Consider the following 23847-nt stretch of genomic DNA (forward strand, 5'->3'; position numbering starts at 1 on the left):
AGTGCCGTGCCCCTACCATTTGTCGCATTCTTTTTTCAAATTGGTATTATTACTTGTTAGCAATTCATCAAACAAAAAAAATCCCCACCCAGGCTAATGCTTGGATGGGTAAAAGGAGGGTAAGGATGCTGATGCATCCCCAACCACTATCAAAATTACTTGCTTTCAGTAAAGTCAGCATCAATTACATCATCACCGCCGCCAGAAGGAGGAGGAGTGGGGCCACCATCACCAGGTCCAGGGCCACCAGGCGCAGCACCGCCAGCTTGTTGATAGATGTTGCTACCAACTGCGAATAGTGCTTGTTGCAATTCTGGTGTCAGCTTCTGAATTTGCTCATCGTCTTCTTTGGCTACAGCTTCGCGGAGGTCTTTCACCAAACCTTCAACTTTGGTTTTGTCAGCCGCCGGAACTTTATCACCTAATTCTTGCAACTGCTTCTCTGCTTGGTAAGCCAAGGAATCAGCTTGGTTTTTGCGTTCAATTTTCTCACGACGTTCTTTGTCAGAAGAAGCGTTTTGTTCAGCTTCTCTCACCATCCGGTCAACATCTGTTTTATCCAAAGTGGAAGCACCAGTAATGCTGATGGATTGTTCCTTACCAGTACCTTTGTCCTTCGCCGTAACGTTGAGGATACCGTTAGCGTCGATGTCAAAGATAACTTCGATTTGGGGGACGCCGCGTGGTGCAGAAGGAATACCATCTAGGCGGAAGGTTCCCAAACTCTTGTTATCGTTAGCAAATTCCCTCTCACCTTGGAGAACGTGAATTTCCACATTACTTTGACCGTCTACTGCTGTGGAGAAGACTTCGGATTTCTTGGTAGGAATTGTGGTGTTACGAGGAATAATCTTGGTCATCACACCACCCAAGGTTTCTACACCCAGAGACAATGGTGTTACATCTAACAACAAGATGCCAGTAACATCACCAGCTAATACCCCAGCTTGAATAGCTGCACCAACAGCTACCACTTCATCAGGGTTAACAGTTTGGTTAGGATCTTTACCTAACAATCTCTTAACCAACTGTTGCACTGCAGGAATCCGGGTAGAACCGCCCACGAGTACCACTTCATCAATATTGTCTTTGGTTAGCTTGGCATCTCTGAGAGCGTTTTCTACAGGGATGCGGGAACGGTCGATTAAGTCAGAACAGAGTTCTTCAAACTGAGCGCGGGTTAAAGTTGTATCCAGGTGTTTAGGCCCATCCTGGGTAGCGGTGATAAATGGCAGGTTAATTTCCGCTTGGGTAACGCTAGAAAGCTCAATCTTGGCTTTTTCAGCAGCTTCAGTTAAACGCTGTAAGGCTTGCCTATCTTTGCGTAAATCAATACCTTCGGCTTTGCGGAACTGTTCAGCTAAGTAATCAACAATTTTCTTATCAAAGTCGTCACCACCAAGGTGAGTATCACCAGATGTGGCGAGTACTTCAAATACGCCATCACCAACTTCTAATACAGATACGTCGAAAGTACCACCACCAAGGTCAAATACCAGGATAGTTTCGTTACTCTTCTTATCAAATCCGTATGCTAGAGAAGCGGCGGTAGGTTCGTTGATAATCCGCAGGACTTCAATACCAGCAATTTTACCAGCGTCTTTTGTAGCTTGGCGCTGGGAGTCGTTAAAGTAAGCTGGAACAGTAATTACAGCTTGGGTAACAGTTTCACCCAGATATTTACTAGCATCTTCTACTAGTTTGCGGAGAACCTTAGCAGAAATTTCTTCGGGAGCAAATTGTTTCCCAGCCCCAGGAGAGTCTACCTTAACGTTACCGCTGCTGCTCAACACTTTATAGGAAACTTCTGTAGCTTCGTTTGTTACTTCGTCGTAGCGACGACCGATAAAGCGCTTAACAGAGTAGAAAGTGTTTTCTGGGTTCATCACCGCTTGACGCTTAGCGATTTGCCCTACCAAAGTATCGCCATTTTTCGCAAATGCTACAACCGATGGTGTTGTCCGAAAACCCTCAGCATTAGCAATAACCGTGGGTTTACCACCTTCCATGACTGCTACGCAAGAGTTTGTTGTACCTAAGTCTATTCCAACTACCTTTGCCATTTTAAGTGCTGGCTCCGTATAACTACAAATGAATGAGATTTATTAAGGACTAAATTTTTGAACCAACTGTGTTAGTTAAAGCAGCCAGTTCAGCATGAATACCTTTGGTCGGGTTTTTTGGGATATGAGATCCCAGACTATGCTGATATATATACTGAGCTTATGTAGTCAGTTCGTTAAAGGGGGTTTCCCGAACCTGATCAGGGACGGTTAAACTTGAAGATGTATTGAGTCGGCTCATGGATTAATTCGATTGCACACTGTACTAATGTATGAGAATTAATACTTTCAGGAATTGGGGTGAACCGTAACATCAATGTGGGGTTTGCCGTCTTTATAATATTTGTCGTTGGTCATTTGTCATTTGTCATTAGTTATTGGGCATTAGGCATTTGTCCTCCTTGTCTCCCTTGTCTTCCTTCCCTCATCCCCCTTTCCAGTCATAACTAAATACTCACAACTTAATTACTTCTACTTTGCAGGGAAAAATTTTTATGTGTCGTGCTTCTGGATGTTTATTTGGACTTGCCCTTGGTGATGCTTTGGGTGCTGAGACAGAATTTTTAACGGTTGCGGAAATTGGTTGTCGTTTTCCACCCAATGGGCCGCAATAACCCGTAGGTCATCCAGCACTCGTGACTGACGATACGCAAATGACTTTATCTGTGGCACAGGCATTAATTGAGGCTTCATCAGCAAATTGCAATTTAGCTAGTTTAGAAATAGCGTTAAGACGTGCTTTTATTGAGTGGCTGAACAGTCCAGATAATAATCGTGCCCCTGGTATGACTTGCTTAGGGGCTTGTAAAGCTTTAGAAACTGGGATACCTTGGCAGCAAGCAACTAGGGCAAACTCCAAAGGTTGTGGTGCAAATATGCGTGTTGCGCCTGTGGGTTTGTTGCCATTAGACGCAAAAACTCGTGCTGCTATTGCTCAGTTTCAAGCAGCCCTAACACACGGTCATCCTACAGCATTAGCTGCTTCTGATTTAACCGCAGCTGCGATCGCTGATCTTGCTCAAGGAGGCGATTTACAAGAATTACCTTCCCGTCTTTACAACTATGCCCAAAGCCAGCGCTCAATTTACCATAGCGATTGGCTAGGTTCCCTTTGGCAACGCCCCTACATCAATACACCAGAAGAATTTATTAGTTGTGGGTGGGATGAATGTTTAGCTGTGCTTGACCGTCTCAACACCGCATTAGCCAACCCCAACCGCGAAGTTGACCCTTGTTTAGCAACGGGCGATGGTTGGGTTGCAGAAGAAGCATTCGCCACAGGTCTATTGTGCTTTTTGCTGTTTCCCGAAGAACCATTAGCAGCGCTGCGTCGGGCTGCACTCACATCTGGTGATTCTGACTCAATTGCTTGTTTGACTGGTGCATTTGCAGGCGCTTATTTAGGAATGGCGGCTTGGCCGGAAGATTGGGTAATTCGCATTGAATACCGCGATCAACTGGCAGAATTAGGCAAACTTTGGGATTAAAATGCGATCGCGCAACTTCTACGCCGAAGGACGACAGGTCATCACCCCTTCTTTCTGTGTTTTAGCATTGGGATTACTGCCCATTGCTCGAACTGCGATCGTTGGCTCATAGCCTGGATAACAACGCACTAAGACAGTATCTTGAGTTCGAGTAACATACAGAACATAAACTTGTTTGCCTCCGAGTACGGCAGGTACAAGACTAGGAGGAAGGGGTGCAGTTGCAATAATTGTTGGTTGCTTAAGAGAGTGTATATCTAAGTTTTCAGATAAAACAGGCTTTGCCTCAAAAATCTGCAAACATATCAGTATTAACGCTGTAATAATCACCAGTACAACAGAGAATTTAGGGGATAGTTTGAACATGGTTTATTTCCACCTTTTTTACTTGGTAATTGAGATTGCGCAAGATGTCTCCGACAACTCCTACGGGCAACGCTGGATTATCTAACTAAAATTTGCATAAAAATGATGATGCGAACATATTGTTTACTCGTAGGCTTTTGGAATTATCCTCAATGATTGGCAAACAGTTCGCGATCGGCAAAATTACAGTAGTTATTAGCACTCTCCTTACCCTCAGTTTATCTTCTATTCAAGCTCAAGCTTCCTGCGCCTCTCCCCTCTCTTCTGGAGATTTTGAAGGACAGACTAGCCAAAGGGTTACCAGTCCTTGGGTTCCTGAAGGTAGAGTTGGTATTGATCGCGGATTGGGATACAGCAATGGGGGTAAAAATAACGCTTGGATGCGAAATGTTTCCGGATGGAACGGTATCCGTCAGCGCGTGAGACTTCAGCCTAACACTCAGTATCAGTTGACAGTCTATGTGCGGACATCAGGAAATGTTACAGATGGTTATTTTGGTGTGCGAGATAGTCAGCAAAAAGTATTTTCAGAAATCAAGTTTGGTAACTTACCTCGCTACACACCTTTGACACTGGGATTTAGAACAGGCAGTCAAACTGAGTACAATATTTTCACCGGATTTTGGGCATTAGGTCAGGATAGTTGGGTTCAGGTAGATGATTATCGCCTGACAGGTGGCTCATGTGCAGATGTAGAATTAGTGCCAGCGAGTAATTAAGGGGTGTTTAGGTAGATGGGATGCGATCAGCCTTTGGCATAGCTTCTCTACGAGAGGCTGCGCCGTTTTCATGCCCGTACCCCTACGGGGAAGCAAGCTACGCGTAGCGTCTCCGACAGGAGAAGGGCTGTACGCTTACCGCCAAATTTCAAACTACCCTCATTCACAATCAAATTCCGGCTATGAGTCGAGAGGAGATAAAAGGTATGTTCGGTTTAAGTGAGTTGAAGCAGACACGAGTTTATCAAGAAGCTAAGCAAGAAGGTATAGAGGAAGCGAATTTAAAAGCTATATCTGGAATGTTAATGTTAGGGTTGACAGTCGAACAAATTGCACAGGTGTTAAATTTGGAAGCTGCACAAGTTGAGCAATCTGCACACAAGCAAAACTATCAAAATGACGAATTGAGAGGAGATTCAAAATCTGATTAAGTTGAACTATTTAATGTTATCCCGCAATGTCCATTCCAGATGAACAAAACAAGTTAATTGTACTGCAAATGTACAAGTCCTTCGACCAAGGTAATTTAGAGAAAGTCCAGGAATTGCTTGCACCAAATTTTGTGGCTCATATACCTGGTGCTACCGAACCTTTAAATCGCGAAGCATTCATGCATTCTGTATTGATGGCTTTTCGTTCTGCGTTTCCTGATGGCATTCACCAATTTGAAGATGTCATTGCCGAAGGTGATAAAGTTGTGACACGCGGCACTTTTAGCGGTACTCATCGGGGAGAATTACAAGGCATTCCGCCCACAGGTAAGCAAATCACCATCCCATTTTTTCATATCGATCGCATTGTCGATGGTAAACTTGGGGAACACTGGGGTCAAAGTGACTTGCTAGGCTTAATGCAACAGGTAGGAATTATTCCCATACCAGGACTAGGTTTGATTTGGCGAAAATTATATTGGGTTATATTTGGCGGTAAGCGTACAGCCCTTCTCCTGTCGGAGACGCTACGCGAACGGGCATGAAAACGGCGCAGCCTCTCGTAGAGAAGCTATGCCAAAGGCTGATCGCTTCAATTAAAGCTAAATTCAATAAAGAAGCATCTTGATTAAAAAATATCATTAATTTTGCATTTTGATTTATTTTTATGCTTACTCTATCTCCTAGTCTCCAAGCTAGACTTTCCCAACCCCTGAAAATTGGATCGCTTGCAGTTAATAGCCGGGTTTTGCAGTCGCCTTTATCTGGGGTGACGGATATGGTATTTCGCCGTCTGGTACGTCGCTATGCACCGGATTCGATGATGTACACGGAAATGGTGAATGCTACAGGGTTGCACTATGTCAAACAGTTACCCAAAATCATGGAGGTAGACCCTAACGAACGACCAATTAGTATCCAGTTATTTGACTGTCGTCCAGATTTTTTGGCAGAAGCAGCAATGAAAGCAGTGGCAGAGGGTGCTGATACTGTTGATATTAATATGGGTTGTCCAGTTAATAAAATTACCAAAAATGGTGGTGGTTCTTCGCTGTTACGTCAACCAGAAGTTGCAGAAGCAATTGTGCGGGAGGTGGTGAAGGCTGTTGATGTACCAGTAACAGTTAAAACTCGTATTGGTTGGAATGATCAAGAAATTACCATTCTTGATTTTGCCAAGCGGATGGAAGATGCTGGGGCAAAAATGATCACCGTACATGGACGCACTCGTGCCCAAGGGTACAATGGTAATGCTCGCTGGGAATGGATTGGTCGTGTTAAGGAAGTACTTTCTATTCCAGTGATTGGGAATGGCGATATTTTCTCAGTAGAAGCGGCGGTGAAATGTTTAGAACAAACTGGCGCTGATGGGGTAATGTGTTCTCGCGGAACTTTGGGTTACCCGTTTTTGGTGGGAGAAGTCGATCGCTTTTTGAAGACTGGGGAACTGTTACCGCCACCTACACCCATTCAGCGGTTGGAATGCGCTAGAGAACATTTACAAGCTTTATGGGAATATAAAGGCGATCGCGGTGTCCGTCAAGCCCGTAAGCACATGACTTGGTATGCTAAAGGCTTTGTCGGCGCTGCTGATTTGCGCGGACAGTTAAGTTTAGTGGAAACTGTTAGTCAAGGTTTAGATTTAATTGATCGCGCAATTGAACAACTGACTCATGGTTATGAACCTGAAGTAGAAACTGAATCTAACTTCGCCATAGCATAAACTCAGATCTGTACCAATTTTGAAAAGTCTTCCAGCAATCACCCCGACGGAATTATCAACTTGGGTAGAACAAGCCAAATCCCATGTTGATCGTGGACGAGTAGCCGATCGCACTCCGCGATTGAATATGGCTAATCCTTATTGGTTTGCGCTTCACATCTGTTGTGTAACGGGACAAACTTACAGTGTTGGTGATACTGCTTGTGTGTTCCCACTAATGAGTGTAATCAAAGCTTTTTCACTACTCTATCTGCTAGAAAATTTCGGTGCAGAGAGGGTTTTGCAATGGGTAGGCGTTGAACCATCACAAGCACCATTTAATTCTCTAGATCAACTAATTGCCGATCGCGGATACCCCCGCAATCCGATGATTAACAGTGGGGCGATTACCCTAGCAGATAAATTACCAGGAGAAAATCCTAGCGATCGCACTCAACAATTTTGTCAATGGCTAAACCAATTAGCAGGCTGTCAGCTCAAGTTAGATGAATTAATGCTAGCTTCCGTTCGATTAACTCGTTCCCCAGCTAATCAGGCGATCGCTAATTATCTTACCAAAACCCAATATCTAGATAATCCGGAGATAGCTCTTGACACTTACGAGCAAATATGCTGTCTGTCAGGAAAAGTAGAAGATTTAGCTTTGATTGGTAAACTCTTAGCTTTTGGAGATGGTTTAGTATCAGCAAAACACCGCCAGATTGTTAATGCTGTCATGTTAACCTGTGGATTGTATGAAGCATCTGCCGAGTTTGCCGTCAGAATTGGGTTACCCATGAAATCAGGCATAGGTGGTGGACTGTTAGCAATAGTACCAGGCCAAGGAGCGATCGCTTGTTACAGCCCTGCTTTAGATACAGTGGGTAATCCGGTAGCAGGTTTGGCTTTTGTCGAAACTTTAGCACAACACCTAGAGTTGAGTATTTTTGGATGATGAGCGATCTGATTTCACAGTTGGTAACTTGATCATGAAAAATTTGTCCCCAAAACCCGATTATTATGCTAGAGATGCGACACAAAGAAAAAACTGGTATACAAAAGTAGCAGATGCCTACAATCAAGCCAGACCACGCTATCCCCAAGATATAATTTGTCGTACTCTCGAGTTAGCCCATCTTCCCAGTAATGGCATTATTCTTGAAATAGGTTGCGGGACAGGAATTGCAACTGTCGCCTTTGCTCAACTAGGATTTTCCATAGTTTGCCTTGAACCAAACCAGGAAATGTGTCGCTTAGCAAAACAGAACTGTTCGCAGTATTCATCTCTACAGTTTCATAATACTTTCTTTGAAGAGTGGGAGCTAGAAACTAGTAAATTTGATGCTGTTTTAGCAGCAACAGCTTTTCATTGGATAAAACCTGATATTGGGTATCAAAAAGCAGCTGATGCTTTAAAAGATGCTGGTCATCTAATTTTGTTATGGAACATGACACCTCAGCCTCCCTATGAAATCTATCAAGCATTACATGAGATTTATCAACAACACGCCCCATCACTAGCGCAATATGAAGATAGAGCAACTCAGGCAGAAATAGTCAGAGGTTTTGGACAGAATATCATAGATTCGGGTTTATTCAAAAACTTGATATGCGAACATAGGGGGTGTGAAGTCACTTTAAATACTAAAGATTACCTAACTCTTTTAAGTACTTACTCCCCCTACTTAGCGCTAGAACCCCAGACGAGAGATGCTTTGTTTACAGATATTAGCGAACTGATAAACAAAAAATTTGGAGGTAAGATTCAGATTTCCTACCTCAGTGCTTTTCAACTTGCGCAAAAAATATAATTTCTCTGACGCTATTGGGTAAGCAACAAGTTGGGCGATTTTTCTTCAGCTTGGTTTACCTGCGGTTCAGGTGTGGGCGTAGCCTCTGGTGACGGCGTAATTGATTGAGGTGCAGGAGACTCAACAATTTCTGGTAGTTTAGGCGGTACACTGGGCGATGCTTGGGGCGTAGGACGTGGACGACGCTGGAAATATCTGCTGAATCCCGTCTTTGCAGGCTGTTTTACCTCTGGTTGAGGTGATTCGGTGACAGTCGGTGTCGGTGTTACCTCTGGTTGAGGTGATTCGGTGACGGTCGGTGTTGGTGTTACCTCTGGTTGAGGTGATTCGGTGACAGTCGGTGTCGGTGTTACTTCTAGTTGAGGTGATTCGGTGACAGTCGGTGTTGGTGTTACCTCTGGTTGAGGTGATTCAATAATCTCTGGTAGCTTTGGCGACAAACTAGGAGAAGGTGTAGCCACAGGACGAGGACGGCGCTGGAAATATCCGCCAGATGTTGGTTTTTCTGGTAACTGAGTAGCTTCAGGGGTTGGCGTTACCTTTGTTTGTGGTTCTACTGTCGGTTCTGGTGATGGTACAGCTGGCTGTTCTGGTTGCTTCGATTCAGTTGGCTGTGTTATCGGTGTTTCTGGAACCTCAATTTCTGGAGTTGGCTGTGTTTGGGGCGTAGCTGTAGGGGTAGGTGTCGGTTCCGTAGGTGGTATTTTGGCGGTATAGTTCGGGTCTACAATGCCACGTACCTCATCTGCTGTAAGTTCTCCTCTGACAATTCTCGCAAGCGTATCTTTACCGTTAGGCTGGTAATTAATCAGTCCAACTGTGGTATTAAAGACATTTTTGACAGGATTACCCTGGTTATCGAGAAATTCCAGTTTCACCCAATTTTTACCAGGTTTGAAGCCTTTGAGGTAAATTGCTTGCCAACGGTCTAAAACGAAGCTTTCACCATTAATCGTGCAACGAATCCGCCAATCACTGATATTGTCTTTGGGGTTGTCTTGAGCTACGAGGTGCAAGGGAGCATTTGTTAAGTAAAAGTCCAGTAGTATCGGTTCTGCGCCGTAGTCGCCTTTAGGACGGCTGTAGGTGAGCAAAGGTAGAGATGGATCTGGGTTGTTATCTTCGGTTTTGGTGACAATGTGAAATTTTGTCTGGGCGTAAGCACCTTCATTTTTGAAACTTTCATGCCAAGGGCGTGAGGCAAAGACACGCAAAGTGTGAGTACCTGGAGCCAAATCTGAGAATACCAGGGGCTGATTTAAGTCGTAAACAGCTATATAAGGTTGATTATCCAGAATTACGTGGAGATGAGGCCCTAGTTCCAGTTGCAGGTTCTTAAATATTGGTAGATCCTTAACCTGAAAGCGGACTGTAACTTTGTTATCTAGCAGGACTTGATCGGGTTGAGGTGTAGCGATCGCCACCTGTGGCTGATAAATTTCCAATGCTGAGCGTAGTTCTTGAATCGTAGCAGGTGGGGAAACTTCTGCAAACTCTTTAGCTATCTGTTGTGGCTTATCTGTATAACCAACAGACACATCTTGACTGACAGCTTTCCCGCCACAGCTTGTCAAACTCAAGACTATTAACAATGTCATTAGCCATCTCACAACAGCGAACCTCCTGGGGAGGAGATTCTCTAAAACTTTTTTCTGCCAAGAGTTCATGCCTTCCACCGAGCGATCGTCTTTAACAACTGCCAAATTATTTTGGCTCAAACTGTCCATAGGGAACTATAGCCCAAAAGGTGAAATCTGCTTCACCCTAAAGAATTTTTAACGCCATACTCGTGTCATTTGTACTCAGTAACAGCGTTTTGAGCGCAGGAAAATGTTTTTGCAGAACTCCCAAGTAGCCAAGGGAGAGATTTGCAGAAAGTTCCTTCTCTGCTGCGCTGGCTTGACTTCGATCCGAACTTTTTGGAGACATATCATGAAGATGTCATTTGTTTGACAGTTTTTTGCTAATCGTAATTTAAACCCGACAGTAACAACCGCAACAGCCAAAATGCTTGCTGTACTGTAGAAATCCATAATTTTTACGAATTGTGTTCGTTTGTAAATTAAATGAATAATCTATTGACTTTTTGTCCATTAGTTTGAAGTTAAAAGGCAGATTGGACAGTTATTCTGGTGATTTTGAATTATTGTTAAATTATCGCCAACAATGTACAAGTTAAGACTTTATAATTCAACAGAAACAAACTTCCACATCGGGTCTGAATCGCCCCCCACAGAAAATTCTGGTGGGTGCGATAATGGTTAACTTTGTGGTTTCCTGATTCCTCATTCCTTATCTAGAGAGGAGGTCGAATGACGATTAGTCCTCCGGAGCGAGGGGAAAAAAAGGCAAGAGTAATAGTCGATAACGATCCGGTACCTACCTCTTTTGAGAGATGGGCACAACCAGGACACTTCGACAGAACTTTAGCCAGAGGTCCCAAAACCACCACATGGATTTGGAACCTACATGCCCTCGCCCACGATTTTGATACACATACCAGCGATCTCGAAGACATCTCCCGCAAGATATTCGCAGCCCACTTCGGCCACTTAGCTGTAGTGACGATTTGGCTGAGCGGGATGATATTCCACGGCGCTAAGTTTTCCAACTACGAAGCTTGGCTGAGCGATCCTCTAAACGTAAAGCCTAGTGCGCAAGTCGTTTGGCCCATAGTTGGACAAGACATTTTAAATGGTGATGTTGGCGGTGGCTTCCACGGTATTCAAATCACCTCTGGCTTGTTCCAAGTATGGCGTGGCTGGGGTATTACCAATTCCTTCCAGCTCTACGTAACTGCCATTGGCGGCTTGGTATTAGCAGGCTTGTTCCTGTTTGCCGGTTGGTTCCATTACCACAAAAAAGCTCCCAAACTGGAATGGTTCCAGAACGTGGAGTCAATGCTGAATCACCACCTACAAGTATTGCTAGGCTGTGGTTCCTTGGGATGGGCTGGACACTTAATTCATGTGTCCGCACCAACTAACAAGCTGTTGGATGCAGGGGTAGCTGTCAAAGATATCCCCTTGCCCCACGAGTTCATCCTGAACAAAGACTTGTTGACCGAGCTTTATCCAAGCTTTGCTAATGGCATAGCACCTTTCTTCACCTTGAACTGGGGTCAGTACGCTGACTTCCTCACCTTTAAGGGTGGTCTCAACCCAGTAACAGGCGGCTTGTGGCTGACCGATATTTCTCATCACCACTTAGCGATCGCTGTACTGTTTATCATTGCTGGTCACCAATACCGCACCAACTGGGGTATCGGTCACAGCATTAAAGAGATCCTCGAAAACCATAAAGGTCCCTTCACTGGTGAAGGCCACAAAGGTCTTTACGAAAACCTGACTACATCTTGGCACGCTCAGTTAGGCACTAACCTAGCCTTCTTGGGTTCCTTGACCATCATCATTGCGCACCACATGTACGCAATGCCTCCCTATCCATATTTGGCAACTGATTACGCAACACAGTTGTGTATCTTCACTCACCATATTTGGATCGGTGGCTTCCTAATCGTTGGGGGCGCTGCTCACGCAGCTATCTTCATGGTTCGGGATTACGATCCAGTTGTGAATCAAAACAACGTACTGGATCGAGTGATTCGTCACCGGGATGCGATTATCTCACACTTAAACTGGGTGTCTATTTTCCTTGGCTTCCATAGCTTTGGACTTTACATCCACAACGACACAATGCGTGCATTGGGTCGTCCCCAAGATATGTTCTCCGATACGGCAATTCAGTTGCAGCCAGTGTTTGCACAGTGGGTACAAAATATCCACGCCTTAGCGCCTGGAACAACTGCACCCAATGCCTTAGAACCGGTTAGCTATGTCTTTGGTGGTGGTATTTTGGCTGTAGGCGGCAAAGTAGCAGCTGCTCCCATTGCTTTGGGTACAGCAGACTTCTTAATTCACCACATTCATGCCTTTACCATTCACGTAACCGTCCTCATCCTGCTCAAGGGTGTGCTGTTTGCTCGGAGTTCTCGTCTGATTCCAGACAAGGCAAACTTGGGCTTCCGCTTCCCCTGTGACGGTCCTGGTCGTGGTGGTACCTGCCAAGTTTCTGGTTGGGACCATGTATTCCTTGGACTATTCTGGATGTACAACTCCCTCTCAATTGTACTTTTCCACTTCAGCTGGAAAATGCAATCTGATGTTTGGGGAACAGTAGATGCAGCAGGTAATGTAACTCACATTACTGGTGGTAACTTTGCCCAAAGTGCCATCACAATCAACGGTTGGTTGCGTGACTTCTTGTGGGCGCAAGCTTCACAGGTAATCAACTCCTACGGAAGTGCGCTGTCTGCTTACGGACTGATGTTCTTAGGCGCTCACTTTGTATGGGCATTCAGCTTGATGTTCCTGTTCAGTGGTCGTGGCTACTGGCAAGAACTGATTGAGTCCATCGTTTGGGCGCATAATAAACTGAAGGTAGCACCAGCAATTCAGCCTCGCGCTTTGAGCATCACTCAAGGTCGGGCAGTAGGTGTAGCTCACTACCTCCTAGGAGGAATTGCTACTACCTGGGCATTCTTCCACGCACACATTCTTTCAGTAGGCTAGCAACCAGCTATATGGAGTGCTGGGTGCTGGGTGCTGAGTCCCTAAAAAAACTCAGAACTCAATACTCAGTACTCTAGAAACTGAAACCTGATGGCTAAAGGTCAGAGGAATTATCAAACCTATGGCAACAAAATTTCCAAAATTTAGCCAGGATCTCGCACAGGACCCGACTACGCGTCGGATATGGTATGCGATCGCTACAGGCAACGACTTTGAAAGCCATGATGGCATGACGGAAGAAAATCTTTACCAAAAGATTTTCGCAACTCACTTCGGTCACTTGGCAATTATCTTCCTGTGGGCTTCCAGCCTCCTGTTTCACGTAGCCTGGCAAGGTAACTTTGAACAGTGGATCAAAGATCCCCTTCACATCCGTCCTATTGCTCATGCAATTTGGGACCCCCACTTTGGTAAACCAGCGATCGAAGCTTTCACCCAAGCTGGCGCTGACGGTCCAGTAAACATTGCCTACTCAGGTGTTTACCATTGGTGGTACACCCAAGGGATGCGGACAAACGCTGACCTGTACTCAGGTTCAATCTTCCTGTTGTTGTTCGCAGCGGTGTTACTGTTTGCTGGTTGGTTGCACTTGCAACCCAAGTATCGTCCCAGTCTAGCTTGGTTTAAGAATGCTGAATCTCGCCTGAACCACCACTTAGCTGGTTTGTTCGGTGTGAGTTCTCTGGCTTGGGCTGGTCACATAATTCACGTTGCTATCCCCGAATCTCGCGGACAGCACGTAGGTTGGGACAACTTCTTAAGTACCCCACCCCACCCAGCAGGCTTACAACCATTCTTTACAGGTAACTGGGGTGTTTACGCCCAAAACCCTGACACAGCAGGTCATGTTTTTGGCACATCCCAAGGTGCAGGTACTGCAATCCTGACTTTCTTAGGTGGTTTCCATCCCCAAACAGAAGCTCTGTGGTTGACTGACATCGCTCACCACCACTTGGCGATCGCTGTATTATTCATTGTTGCTGGTCACATGTACCGTACCAACTTTGGTATTGGTCACAGCATCAAAGAAATGATGAATGCCAAAACTTTCTTTGGCAAACCTGTTGAAGGCCCGTTCAATATGCCTCACCAAGGTATATATGACACCTACAACAACTCCCTGCACTTCCAATTAGGTTGGCACCTAGCTTGTTTGGGTGTTCTTACCTCTTGGGTAGCGCAGCACATGTACTCCCTGCCTTCCTATGCGTTTATCGCTAAGGACTACACAACACAGGCAGCGTTGTACACCCACCACCAATACATCGCCATCTTTTTGATGGTTGGTGCTTTCGCTCACGGCGCTATCTTCTGGGTTCGGGACTACGACCCCGAACAAAACAAAGGCAACGTCCTAGAGCGTGTTCTCAAGCACAAAGAAGCGATTATTTCCCACCTCAGCTGGGTATCTCTCTTCTTAGGCTTCCACACCCTAGGCTTATACGTTCACAACGACGTAGTAGTTGCTTTCGGTACTCCAGAAAAGCAAATCCTGATTGAGCCAGTATTTGCTCAATTTATCCAAGCTGCTCACGGTAAAGTACTCTACGGCTTAGACACCTTGTTGTCTAACCCCGATAGCGTAGCCTACACAGCTTACCCCAACTACGGTAACGTTTGGTTACCTGGTTGGTTAGATGCCATCAACTCTGGCACTAACTCCCTGTTCTTAACAATTGGCCCTGGCGACTTCCTGGTACACCATGCGATCGCTCTAGGTCTGCACACCACCACCTTGATTCTCGTTAAAGGTGCTTTGGATGCCCGTGGCTCCAAGCTGATGCCCGATAAAAAGGACTTCGGTTATGCATTCCCTTGCGACGGTCCTGGTCGTGGCGGTACTTGCGACATCTCCGCTTGGGACTCCTTCTATCTAGCTCTGTTCTGGGCATTGAACACAGTCGGTTGGTTAACCTTCTACTGGCACTGGAAACACCTGGGTATTTGGCAAGGTAACGTTGCTCAGTTCAACGAAAACTCCACATACCTCATGGGCTGGTTCCGTGACTACCTCTGGGCTAACTCCGCTCAGTTGATTAACGGTTACAACCCTTACGGCGTGAATAACTTGTCTGTTTGGGCTTGGATGTTCCTATTCGGACACTTAGTTTGGGCAACAGGCTTCATGTTCCTCATCTCCTGGAGAGGTTACTGGCAAGAGTTGATTGAAACCCTTGTTTGGGCACACGAGCGTACTCCTCTAGCTAACTTGGTTCGCTGGAAAGATAAGCCCGTTGCTCTCTCCATCGTTCAAGCTCGTTTGGTTGGTCTAACTCACTTCGCTGTGGGCTATGTTCTCACCTACGCAGCATTCCTAATTGCTTCAACTGCTGGTAAGTTCGGTTGATCCGACTGCGAGTTTTGTAGGTAATTAACCAAAATCCCCTGCCGCAAGGTGGGGGATTTTTTATACACGAAATGTAAAAATGTTTATTTATTAATAATGAACACTAAACTCGTAGAATCTCTAATACAAGTTATCTTGTCTCTATCTGAAGAAGAAAGATCCCTTTTGGAAGAAAAGCTATTTTTCGATTCTTCCTATCCATCTACACGCGACATTATGGAATGTGCACAGATAAATAAAGTATTTGATTTTTTATATGATGAACCAGATTTATATACCTTAGAAGACGGGGAGGCTATTTAATGCCTTTACAAAAGGGAGATATTGTCTTAGTTCCATTCCCATTTACAGATTTAACTGGAGTAAAATTGCGCCCTGAGTAAATTTTATGGGTAAATCAGGTAGGGAATGATATAACTCTGTGTTTTATTTCCTCTCAAAATGTCACTAATTTGACTAACGAAGAATTTATTTTAGACCCTTCAGATACCGAGTTTGCTAATACTGGATTAAAAGTTATTTCTAAAGTAAGAGTTTCTCGAATTGTTACAATTGAGCGTAGATTAATTACCAGACGTATAGGTAAATTAGGAGTAAATCAAATTCAGCACTTGAATTTACTGATGCTGCAAGCGTTTGAATTGACATCCTAGTCAGCAAAAAGCGATCGCTTATCAACAAACTTAACCAACAACACTCAAAACCATGACTAACTGGCAAGAAGAACACATTAGTATGAATCTTCAAACCTGTCATGGTAAACCACACATTATAGGTACAAGAGTATTATCAGTGGTAGGTAATATTGAGCGATCGCCTCTTTTACTTAATCAAGCCGATAACATGGTAAAATCTGACTCTAGCAAATTTAATTTACTGACATAACTACCAAATGTCTCTTCCCGAAATTACGCAAACGCTATTATCAGCAAAGAAACAGAAAGGACTAACCTTTGCTGATTTAGAAAAAATTCTCGGACGGGATGAAGTCTGGATTGCGGCTGTATTCTACCGTCAAACAAGTGCTTCTGAAGCAGAGGCTAAGTTGCTGCTGGAAACATTGGAATTAGGCCCTATCTATATGAAAGATTTGACCGAATATCCTGTCAAAGGATTAGGCCCAGTTGTACCAACCGATCCTTTAATTTATCGGTTCTACGAGATTATGCAAGTATACGGCTTGCCAATTAAAGATGTAATTCAGGAGAAATTTGGTGATGGGATTATGAGTGCAATTGATTTTACTTTGGATATCGAAAAAGAAGAAGATCCCAAAGGCGATCGCGTAAAAATTATTATGTCTGGAAAATTTCTCCCCTACAAAAAATGGTAGGCTTTCAGTTTTGGGACAGAAAATATATAAGTAGAAAAAATAGCTAATATTGACAGCAAAAATAAACAATACAGAGAAATCTAGTAATTTTAGCCCTTATTATACCCAAAATAATGGGGCAGTATATTTAGGTGATAGTCTAGAACTGATTAAATTTATTGATGATAACAGTATTAATTTAATTCTCACTTCACCGCCATTTGCTTTGACACGCAAAAAAGAATATGGTAATGAAAGCGCAGAAAAATATATAGAATGGTTTTTACCTTTCGCCTACGAATTTAAAAGAGTACTGGCTGAGAATGGCTCATTTGTTTTAGATTTAGGCGGTGCTTATCTCCCTGGTAATCCTGTGCGCAGTATTTACCAATATGAACTTTTAGTGAGATTGTGCAAAGAAGTTGGCTTTTTTCTTGCCCAAGAATTCTATCACTATAATCCAGCAAGATTACCTACCCCAGCTGAATGGGTAACAATCAGGCGAATTCGCGTCAAAGATTCAGTAAATGTAGTTTGGTGGTTATCAAAAACACCCAATCCTCAAGCAGACAATAGAAAAATTTTAAAACCCTATAGCCAAAGTATGAAACAATTACTCAAAAATGGCTATCAACCCAAAATCCGTCCTAGCGGACATGATATCTCTGAGAAATTCCAAAAGGATAATCAAGGTGCAATTCCACCGAATTTGCTAGAAATCGCCAATACTGAATCAAATAGCGCTTATTTGCGACGCTGTAAAGCCGCAGGAATCAAACCCCATCCAGCAAGATTTCCTCAAGCTTTCGCAGAGTTCTTTATTAAATTTTTGACTAATGAAGGTGATATAGTATTAGACCCGTTTGCTGGTTCTAATACTACAGGATTTGTGGCTGATAATTTGCAACGCCGATGGCTGGCTTTTGAAATTAATCAGGATTATGTCAACGGAAGTCGTTACCGTTTTCATCAAGTAAAAGATGAAGCATGAAGTATTAAGGATGAAATTACCCCACCCAGAGGGGGATGGAGTATGAAAATTGAACAATATTTAGCATTTACAGAGTGTTTACTTCATCATTCATCCTTTTAACGACACACTTCTTTAATCAACAGTCAGCAAGCAATGACCAATTCTACATGATAATTTATTTGCAGTCTGAATTTTCACTTCAAACTTTTTGAATATTTAAAATATTCACTTTGGGCTTTTAATTCTTGACTTTGAAAAGCAGATTCAGATCTCACCGTTAACCTGCATTTTATGAACTTCGTCTGCTAGCTCCTGACGACTTTGATCATCGAGTTTATCAATTGCTAACATCCCCATAAGTATCACCTCTTTCAGAGTCAAACGTGTTGAATGTGCCTGTTTTTGCACAATCTCCTTAATAATCGGACTGACACCGATCGCAGTACTAGCTCTGGCCACGAAATAACAGGTAAATATTAATGACTTCGCCTAAATCTTAGCATTTCCCATCCGCTTATTCTATATAACTATAATAATCGATTTGAATTTCTCAAATACATAGTTTGCAGATAATGCATTAATAGCGCTGCTGACAAAATCCTAGTAGCAGAAAATTAGCTAATTTTCCTATTCCTCTAGTTATAATATTCTCAAAAATCGCCTATTTATCCCTAATTTCCACTCTTCTCTTCAATCCTGACATCAAATGTCCGCGCCAATTTGGGGATAGCCATAAAATCGACTATTGTCATCCCCGCACGGCGAGCATAGCTGCTCACTGTACTGTAAATTACGCTGCTAGCGATCGCAATCCTCTTGAGGGCGTCCATCCCTTCTCTTGTGCTAGTTCTCGAATCTTTGACACATGAACAAGGAAACAGGGATTTTTGGACAGTACACCAAAGCACAACTTACCACAAATGCGAAGTGGGGGTTTCTGACTCCTGGATTGGGTTGCGGGAATGGAGAAAACTGTTGAGAGTTCCCTTCGGCGATGACTTAGATATTTCTCATGCTAGCAACATCAAAGCTAACCGCTTCCTTGATGAGAAAGTCAAAGAATCATTCACCCATCATCACTAGAATAAATACTGATAACACAAGTGCTATAAATTACTATAATAATATCCTTTGGGCTTTCTTTGAGAGCCAAGAGAACACTAAAGCACTAGGATTCAGTAAAATATCTGTTTGTAATGAAAGTATTCCCGCAGATAGAATTTGCTGGAGAAAGGTAAAAATTCGGTTTAAAGAGATTGTAAATTGTTAAATTGAACCCCATTACCTGCTTTACAGAAATAGACAGAGTCATTCAAAATAAGAAATTACACCGAAATAAAATTTCCTTAATTTAGCCAGTTATTACAGTTATAAGTAAAAATAATGAGTATAGGAGAGAAAAAACGATGAGGGACCCTTATCTGTTGGCAGCAAGCTTGTTAACAGTATTGGCAATACCAGCATCGGCTCTTCCACAGATGTCGATTATACTGCCAGAAAATTTGAGATTTCATTGGGATTTACAACAGGGTTCGCAGCCAATAATCAGGAATCAAACCATCCCCAGTGTTGATATCTCCTTACCAAAATTTACTAGCCAAGCTTTGCAAACTTTAGATGTTTCACCGCCAGTAGTCGGGGAAAAAATCATCCCCAACTTGGGGCTAGCTGTATCAAAAGCTACGAGTCAGGATTTAGCAGCACCAGTAGAGCCATCACTAAATTCTACCTATCCAGAAGCTAATCGGACTTTGGTATCAGGAAGTCAACTTTATGATCAAAGAGTAGCAGCTCTGAAAACAGGTCAAATTAATCAACGTCTTTTTCAAGATAGCTTGCAATCATTGGAGTCAGCGAAGAAACGTCAACTAACTTATGAAGATTGGAAGCGTTTATTAGCATTGGAAGCCAAAGCCATCGCCCAAAGCAAAAGCCCAAATCATCTGGGAATTTTAGTCGGTGATTCTTTAAGCATGTGGTTTCCTAAAGAACAACTGCCGGCTGGTAAAGTGTGGTTAAATCAGGGAATATCGGGAGATACTTCCACTGGTGTTTTAAAAAGATTGGCAGCATTTTCCCAAACGCGACCAGATGTGATATATCTCATGGCTGGGATTAACGACTTAAGAAAGGGTGCTAGTGATGAAGTAATTTTGCGCAATCATCGGCGAATTATGCGCAACTTACGCCAGAATCACCCGAATTCGCAAATAATTGTCCAGTCAATATTGCCTACTCGCCTACCAACAATTTCTAACCAGAGAATTCGTCATCTTAACACACAACTGGCACTGATTGCCAAACAAGAAAAAGTTACTTATATAAATATGTATAAGTGGTTTACAGACTTTGAAGGCAATTTGCGCCTAGAGTTAACTACAGATGGGTTACATTTGTCGGCAGAAGGGTATGAAGTTTGGGGAGCAGCACTAGAGGAAATAGAATTAAAGTTGACTCAGCGCCATAATTGAGCGATCGCGATCGCCATTTTAGATTTATGAAAATCACTGATAGTGATACCATCGCCATACGTCAGACAATCGAAAGTCAATTAGAAGCCTTTCAAAAAGATGATACCGCAGGTGCTTTTGCCCTTGCCAGCCCGGAAATCCAAGCACAATTCCGCAACCCAGACAACTTTATGCAGATGGTGCGGCTGGGTTATCCGTCCGTGTATCGTCCGCGTTCTGTCTTCTTTGAGAAAATCACAACCATCCACGGAAAGATCACTCAACTAGTACTGCTGCTTGGCCCTGATGGGGTTCCTGTCAGGGCATTGTATCTCATGGAAAAGCAGCTTGATACCACCTGGAAGATTAACGGGTGCGTTCTGATTCCTGTGGAGGCGGAAATTAATTAAGTAGGGCGAAGCACTGAAACTACTGGCGGGGTTTGTCATTTGTCATTTGTCATTTGTAAGAGTTTCAAGTGTCATCTTCGGCTTACTTAGTAAAAGAAGTCAAAAGCAAAATCTATGCTTTCACGCTTAAGGCTTGTGGCGATAAAACCTGATTCAATTTGCCACTACGATAACCTTCCAGATCTAATGTTACATATATAAAGCCAAACTCTTGAAAAGCAGATACTACTTGCGGTAAATCCGTCGTCAACACAAACTCTTTGATTTGTTCGGGCGGTAATTCAATCCGTGCTGTATCGCCTTCGGAACGCACCCGCAAATTCTTTAAACCCAGCTTTCGCAGGTAAATTTCTGCCCTACCGACACGTTGTAACTTAGCAACAGTAATCTCTTCACCATAGGGAAAGCGGGAACTCAGACAAGGTTGAGCTGGTTTATCCCACCAAGGTAAACTCAGTTCTTGTGAAAGTTGGCGCACTTCCATTTTACTCACACCGACTTCCGCTAAAGGCGATCGCGCACCTCTTTCTTTTGCGGCTTGAATTCCTGGGCGATAATCGTGTAAATCATCGGCGTTAACTCCATCCACCACATAGGGATAACCCAACTCTCTCGCTAAAGGTTTGAGAGTGTCGTGTAATTCGCTTTTGCAAAAATAGCAGCGGTTCACAGGGTTAGAAGTGTAATTGGGATTGTCCATTTCGTTTGTCTGGACAATTTGATGAGGAATCCCAATCGTTGCCGCTTGAATTTTCGCATCTTCCAATTCTTCCGGCAATAGCGACGGTGAAACAGCCGTCACAGCCAAAGCGCGATCGCCTAAAACATCATAAGCAATCTTGGCAACCAATGTACTATCCACACCCCCAGAGTAAGCAATTAGCGCTTGCTCCATTTCGGCGAAGATAGCTTTTAGTTGCTCAAGTTTTTCTTTCTGTGTCATTTTCCAGTCCTACCGCAATCCTATAGCACCCAACAAATTCTATTTTAGTCATTGGTAACAATTTACAAGCGAGTAGCCTATTGATAGAGAATTAGGAATGAAGTTTGAGGAAGACGCTCTTAAATGAGGAATAATAAATCACAAATGACCAGTGACAACTATGCCATACAGTAGTTTTACCTTAGCGAAGGTCAAAAAAGAGTTTGGTTTAACCACAGTTGAAACCGGACGGTTTTTACCGGCGATAGAAGCGATGGTACCTAGTTCTCGCTTACAAGTGATGTTGGAAGATTTACCTTGGGCGATCGCGGTTGGTTCGGAAAAAGCAAAGTCTGAGGGAATTATTTACCCGATTCTGCAAGAGGTGAGACGGATTGTTAATAACCAGGTGAGTTTGTTTTCTGGGCGAGATTTTACAGTAGATGCAGACAAAGGCTTGACTGGCTACATAGATTATCTCATCAGCCGTTCTCCAGAACAACTAGAGATTGAAGCGCCTGTTGTGATTGTGGGCGAAGCGAAACGAGATAACCTCAATGAAGGCTTGGGACAATGTATTGCGGAAATGATCGCGGCTCAATTATTCAACCAAGCTAATCAGGTGAATATTCCCACAATTTATGGAGCGGTTAGTAATGGAACCCAATGGCGGTTTTTGAAATTGGAAGAGTCAACGGTAACAATCGATTTAATGGATTATGCACTCCCTCCAGTTGACCAGATTTTGGGCTTTCTCGTCTGGATGGTGCGAGAGGGTTGAGGGGCTTATTTTTTCAGTTCAATATGAGTATATCTGATGAGCGATCGCACACTACCTATGCTCATAGTTCACCTGTTAGGCTGGATACAGTCATGGCAATTCAGGATCGCACGGCGGCAAATCCCGGTATGTGATGATGTGGTAAGATTTGAGGCAGAAATCCTCGAATTCAACGCTGTCGGGTATCTGTGACGGTTGTTTGTAATACGTGTTTACGCGATCGCAGTAATTTTGTATTGTTTTGATAATGCTCAGTAGTAACGATCCGGTCTTTCAAGAAGTTGTTAGGATCGCCAGTGGGTTTGGAATTTTTGATTGTATTCCCTGTGCTAGAGCCATCAAAGAATTTTTACGAGAACAAGGAATTCAGGGAAAGCATATCAAGCTGGATACAGGTTCACAAGATCCGCTATACGGGCGTATTTATGATGATAGTGTAGGTGAACTACTTGCCACGACTGGACATAATGAAGGAATTCTAATTGAAATTGAAGGACAGGAAATTGTGGTTGACAACATTCACCCACAAGGAATTCTTCGTTCGCTTTGGATGCAAAATCTCTATTCACCTATTTTGGAAGTTGGTAAAGAATTTCAGGTAACAGAAAAGATGTTTTAGCGTTAACTTAGGGACTTCCAAGTAAAAAAATATTCCATTGCTATTGTTCACAGTTAACGGTTGACGGTTCACGGTTAACAGTCAACAGTCAACAGTCAACGACTTTAACGGAATAATTTATTTTTTGGAGTTCCCTTATTGCGAGTTAGATATGGATAATTTTTACGATTTGCTACAAAAGATAAAAAAAAGACCTGCTATGTATTTGGGCAGGCATTCAATTTTTAGTCTTCAGGCATTTTTGGATGGATACTATTTTGCTAGGCGCGAACTTGGCGTACCGTTGACGGAACAAGAGAATGAATTTCAAGAGTTTTTGCAATGGATACGCCAGAAGTTTCAGGTAGAAACAGGACAATTATGGGCAAGTATTTTGCTTTTCCATTCCGCAGATGAACGCAGTGCTGTCGAGCGCTTTTTTAGCTTGTTTGAAGAGTTTGTCAATCGAGAAAAAGTTAGAGAAGTTGATGATAAACGAATTGAGAGTGGGAGGATTTATTGAGATATATCAACAGCGATTTTGGCTACAATCGCACTGAAATTGGAGTGATTCAATTGCAGGTTGATGCAACTCAATTGCAGGTTGATGCAACTCAATTGCAGGTCGATGCAACTCAATTGCAGGTCGATGCAACTCAATTGCAGGTCGATGCAACTCAATTGCAAGTCGATGCAACTCAATTGCAGGGCGATGCAACTCAATTGCAGGTCGATGCAACTCAATTGCAGGTCGATGCAGTATATTTTTTGCCCCTGCTGCACGCGATCGCCAAGCACGAGAAATGATGCGCTTGATGGCCATCGCACTTTAACAAAGACAGTCAATGAAGAAAGGGAAAGGGGGAAAGGGGAAAGGGGTCTTAGGGTTCCCCATACTTAAAAG

General features: G+C 43.4%; 26 protein-coding genes and 1 pseudogene. 21 read left to right on the forward strand and 6 right to left on the reverse strand.

Going from position 1 to position 23847, the window contains the following annotated elements:
- Positions 1-155: 155 nt before the first annotated feature.
- On the reverse strand, positions 156-2063 hold the full coding sequence (dnaK, locus tag AACU32_RS00605) for a molecular chaperone DnaK (RefSeq protein ID WP_096596881.1): 1908 nt from the start codon (positions 2061-2063) through the stop codon (positions 156-158).
- Between the two features lie 494 nt (positions 2064-2557).
- On the opposite strand from dnaK, the pseudogene AACU32_RS00610 reads away from it, so the two are divergent.
- Positions 2558-3550, forward strand: a pseudogene (locus tag AACU32_RS00610) (ADP-ribosylglycohydrolase family protein).
- An 18-nt stretch (positions 3551-3568) separates the two neighbouring features.
- Here AACU32_RS00610 and AACU32_RS00615 read toward each other — a convergent pair.
- Positions 3569-3916 carry a hypothetical protein gene (locus AACU32_RS00615; protein WP_096596883.1) on the reverse strand — a complete coding sequence of 116 codons (348 nt, stop codon included), beginning with the start codon at positions 3914-3916 and terminating at the stop codon, positions 3569-3571.
- A 152-nt stretch (positions 3917-4068) separates the two neighbouring features.
- Here AACU32_RS00615 and AACU32_RS00620 point away from each other — a divergent pair, with 152 nt between their 5' ends.
- From AACU32_RS00620 to AACU32_RS00645, 6 genes are all read left to right on the forward strand, one after another.
- Positions 4069-4635: a hypothetical protein gene (locus AACU32_RS00620; protein ID WP_096596885.1), complete on the forward strand. Its 567-nt coding sequence runs from the start codon at positions 4069-4071 to the stop codon at positions 4633-4635.
- Positions 4636-4841: 206 nt separating this feature from the next.
- On the forward strand, positions 4842-5066 hold the full coding sequence (locus AACU32_RS00625) for a hypothetical protein (RefSeq protein WP_339377372.1): 225 nt from the start codon (positions 4842-4844) through the stop codon (positions 5064-5066).
- A gap of 26 nt (positions 5067-5092) precedes the next feature.
- Entirely contained in the window at positions 5093-5611 is a 519-nt protein-coding gene (locus AACU32_RS00630; protein WP_339377373.1) for an ester cyclase, read from the forward strand.
- A 122-nt stretch (positions 5612-5733) separates the two neighbouring features.
- Positions 5734-6789, forward strand: a complete 1056-nt coding sequence (gene dusB / locus AACU32_RS00635; protein WP_096596889.1) for a tRNA dihydrouridine synthase DusB — start codon at positions 5734-5736, stop codon at positions 6787-6789.
- A 19-nt stretch (positions 6790-6808) separates the two neighbouring features.
- Complete coding sequence (gene glsA, locus AACU32_RS00640) at positions 6809-7723, forward strand: glutaminase A (protein ID WP_096596891.1); 915 nt, start codon at positions 6809-6811, stop codon at positions 7721-7723.
- Between the two features lie 34 nt (positions 7724-7757).
- On the forward strand, positions 7758-8579 hold the full coding sequence (locus AACU32_RS00645; RefSeq protein WP_096607802.1) for a methyltransferase domain-containing protein: 822 nt from the start codon (positions 7758-7760) through the stop codon (positions 8577-8579).
- A gap of 11 nt (positions 8580-8590) precedes the next feature.
- On the opposite strand, the gene AACU32_RS00650 is transcribed toward AACU32_RS00645, so the two are convergent.
- Entirely contained in the window at positions 8591-10246 is a 1656-nt protein-coding gene (locus tag AACU32_RS00650; RefSeq protein WP_339378662.1) for a hypothetical protein, read from the reverse strand.
- A 645-nt stretch (positions 10247-10891) separates the two neighbouring features.
- Between AACU32_RS00650 and psaA the strand changes: the two genes are divergently transcribed.
- The 7 genes from psaA to AACU32_RS00685 all read left to right on the forward strand — a co-directional run bounded on the left by psaA (position 10892) and on the right by AACU32_RS00685 (position 17800).
- Positions 10892-13150 (forward strand): photosystem I core protein PsaA, encoded by a 2259-nt coding sequence (gene psaA, locus AACU32_RS00655; RefSeq protein ID WP_096596893.1) that lies wholly within the window; start codon positions 10892-10894, stop codon positions 13148-13150.
- A 121-nt stretch (positions 13151-13271) separates the two neighbouring features.
- Positions 13272-15497 carry a photosystem I core protein PsaB gene (gene psaB / locus AACU32_RS00660; RefSeq protein ID WP_096596895.1) on the forward strand — a complete coding sequence of 742 codons (2226 nt, stop codon included), beginning with the start codon at positions 13272-13274 and terminating at the stop codon, positions 15495-15497.
- Between the two features lie 96 nt (positions 15498-15593).
- Entirely contained in the window at positions 15594-15800 is a 207-nt protein-coding gene (locus tag AACU32_RS00665) for a hypothetical protein (RefSeq protein WP_096596898.1), read from the forward strand.
- A gap of 80 nt (positions 15801-15880) precedes the next feature.
- Positions 15881-16150, forward strand: coding sequence for a type II toxin-antitoxin system PemK/MazF family toxin (locus tag AACU32_RS00670; RefSeq protein WP_339378663.1), 270 nt, complete (start codon positions 15881-15883; stop codon positions 16148-16150).
- 52 nt (positions 16151-16202) lie between these two features.
- Positions 16203-16382, forward strand: a complete 180-nt coding sequence (locus AACU32_RS00675; RefSeq protein ID WP_339377374.1) for a hypothetical protein — start codon at positions 16203-16205, stop codon at positions 16380-16382.
- A 7-nt stretch (positions 16383-16389) separates the two neighbouring features.
- Positions 16390-16830 (forward strand): cyanase, encoded by a 441-nt coding sequence (gene cynS / locus AACU32_RS00680; RefSeq protein ID WP_096596901.1) that lies wholly within the window; start codon positions 16390-16392, stop codon positions 16828-16830.
- A gap of 49 nt (positions 16831-16879) precedes the next feature.
- Positions 16880-17800: a DNA-methyltransferase gene (locus AACU32_RS00685; protein ID WP_096596904.1), complete on the forward strand. Its 921-nt coding sequence runs from the start codon at positions 16880-16882 to the stop codon at positions 17798-17800.
- 246 nt (positions 17801-18046) lie between these two features.
- Here AACU32_RS00685 and AACU32_RS00690 read toward each other — a convergent pair whose 3' ends face one another.
- Together AACU32_RS00690 and AACU32_RS00695 are read right to left on the reverse strand one after the other, a co-directional pair.
- Positions 18047-18241: a hypothetical protein gene (locus tag AACU32_RS00690; RefSeq protein WP_015130880.1), complete on the reverse strand. Its 195-nt coding sequence runs from the start codon at positions 18239-18241 to the stop codon at positions 18047-18049.
- A gap of 212 nt (positions 18242-18453) precedes the next feature.
- A complete protein-coding gene (locus AACU32_RS00695) occupies positions 18454-18612 on the reverse strand; it encodes a hypothetical protein (protein WP_339377376.1) in 159 nt (52 codons plus the stop codon).
- 10 nt (positions 18613-18622) lie between these two features.
- Here AACU32_RS00695 and AACU32_RS00700 point away from each other — a divergent pair, with 10 nt between their 5' ends.
- The 3 genes from AACU32_RS00700 (at position 18623) to AACU32_RS00710 (ending at position 20642) form a co-directional block, all read left to right on the forward strand.
- Complete coding sequence (locus AACU32_RS00700) at positions 18623-18865, forward strand: hypothetical protein (RefSeq protein WP_339377377.1); 243 nt, start codon at positions 18623-18625, stop codon at positions 18863-18865.
- 323 nt (positions 18866-19188) lie between these two features.
- Entirely contained in the window at positions 19189-20253 is a 1065-nt protein-coding gene (locus tag AACU32_RS00705; protein WP_096596908.1) for an SGNH/GDSL hydrolase family protein, read from the forward strand.
- Positions 20254-20279: 26 nt separating this feature from the next.
- Complete coding sequence (locus AACU32_RS00710) at positions 20280-20642, forward strand: DUF4864 domain-containing protein (protein ID WP_096596911.1); 363 nt, start codon at positions 20280-20282, stop codon at positions 20640-20642.
- Positions 20643-20754: 112 nt separating this feature from the next.
- Here the strand turns inward: AACU32_RS00710 and larE are convergent, their stop codons facing one another.
- Complete coding sequence (larE, locus tag AACU32_RS00715; RefSeq protein WP_096596914.1) at positions 20755-21585, reverse strand: ATP-dependent sacrificial sulfur transferase LarE; 831 nt, start codon at positions 21583-21585, stop codon at positions 20755-20757.
- Positions 21586-21745: 160 nt separating this feature from the next.
- On the opposite strand from larE, the gene AACU32_RS00720 reads away from it, so the two are divergent.
- From AACU32_RS00720 to AACU32_RS00735, 4 genes are all read left to right on the forward strand, one after another.
- Positions 21746-22345, forward strand: a complete 600-nt coding sequence (locus AACU32_RS00720; protein ID WP_096596916.1) for a hypothetical protein — start codon at positions 21746-21748, stop codon at positions 22343-22345.
- A 247-nt stretch (positions 22346-22592) separates the two neighbouring features.
- Positions 22593-22964, forward strand: a complete 372-nt coding sequence (locus tag AACU32_RS00725; RefSeq protein ID WP_096596919.1) for a papain fold toxin domain-containing protein — start codon at positions 22593-22595, stop codon at positions 22962-22964.
- Between the two features lie 151 nt (positions 22965-23115).
- Complete coding sequence (locus AACU32_RS00730) at positions 23116-23466, forward strand: hypothetical protein (RefSeq protein WP_096596922.1); 351 nt, start codon at positions 23116-23118, stop codon at positions 23464-23466.
- Entirely contained in the window at positions 23463-23750 is a 288-nt protein-coding gene (locus tag AACU32_RS00735) for a hypothetical protein (protein ID WP_096596925.1), read from the forward strand. The genes AACU32_RS00730 and AACU32_RS00735 overlap by 4 nt, the downstream gene beginning before the upstream one ends.
- Positions 23751-23847: the final 97 nt, after the last annotated feature.

The sequence above is a fragment of the Calothrix sp. NIES-2100 genome (genome assembly GCF_963875285.1).
GTDB lineage: Bacteria > Cyanobacteriota > Cyanobacteriia > Cyanobacteriales > Nostocaceae > Aulosira.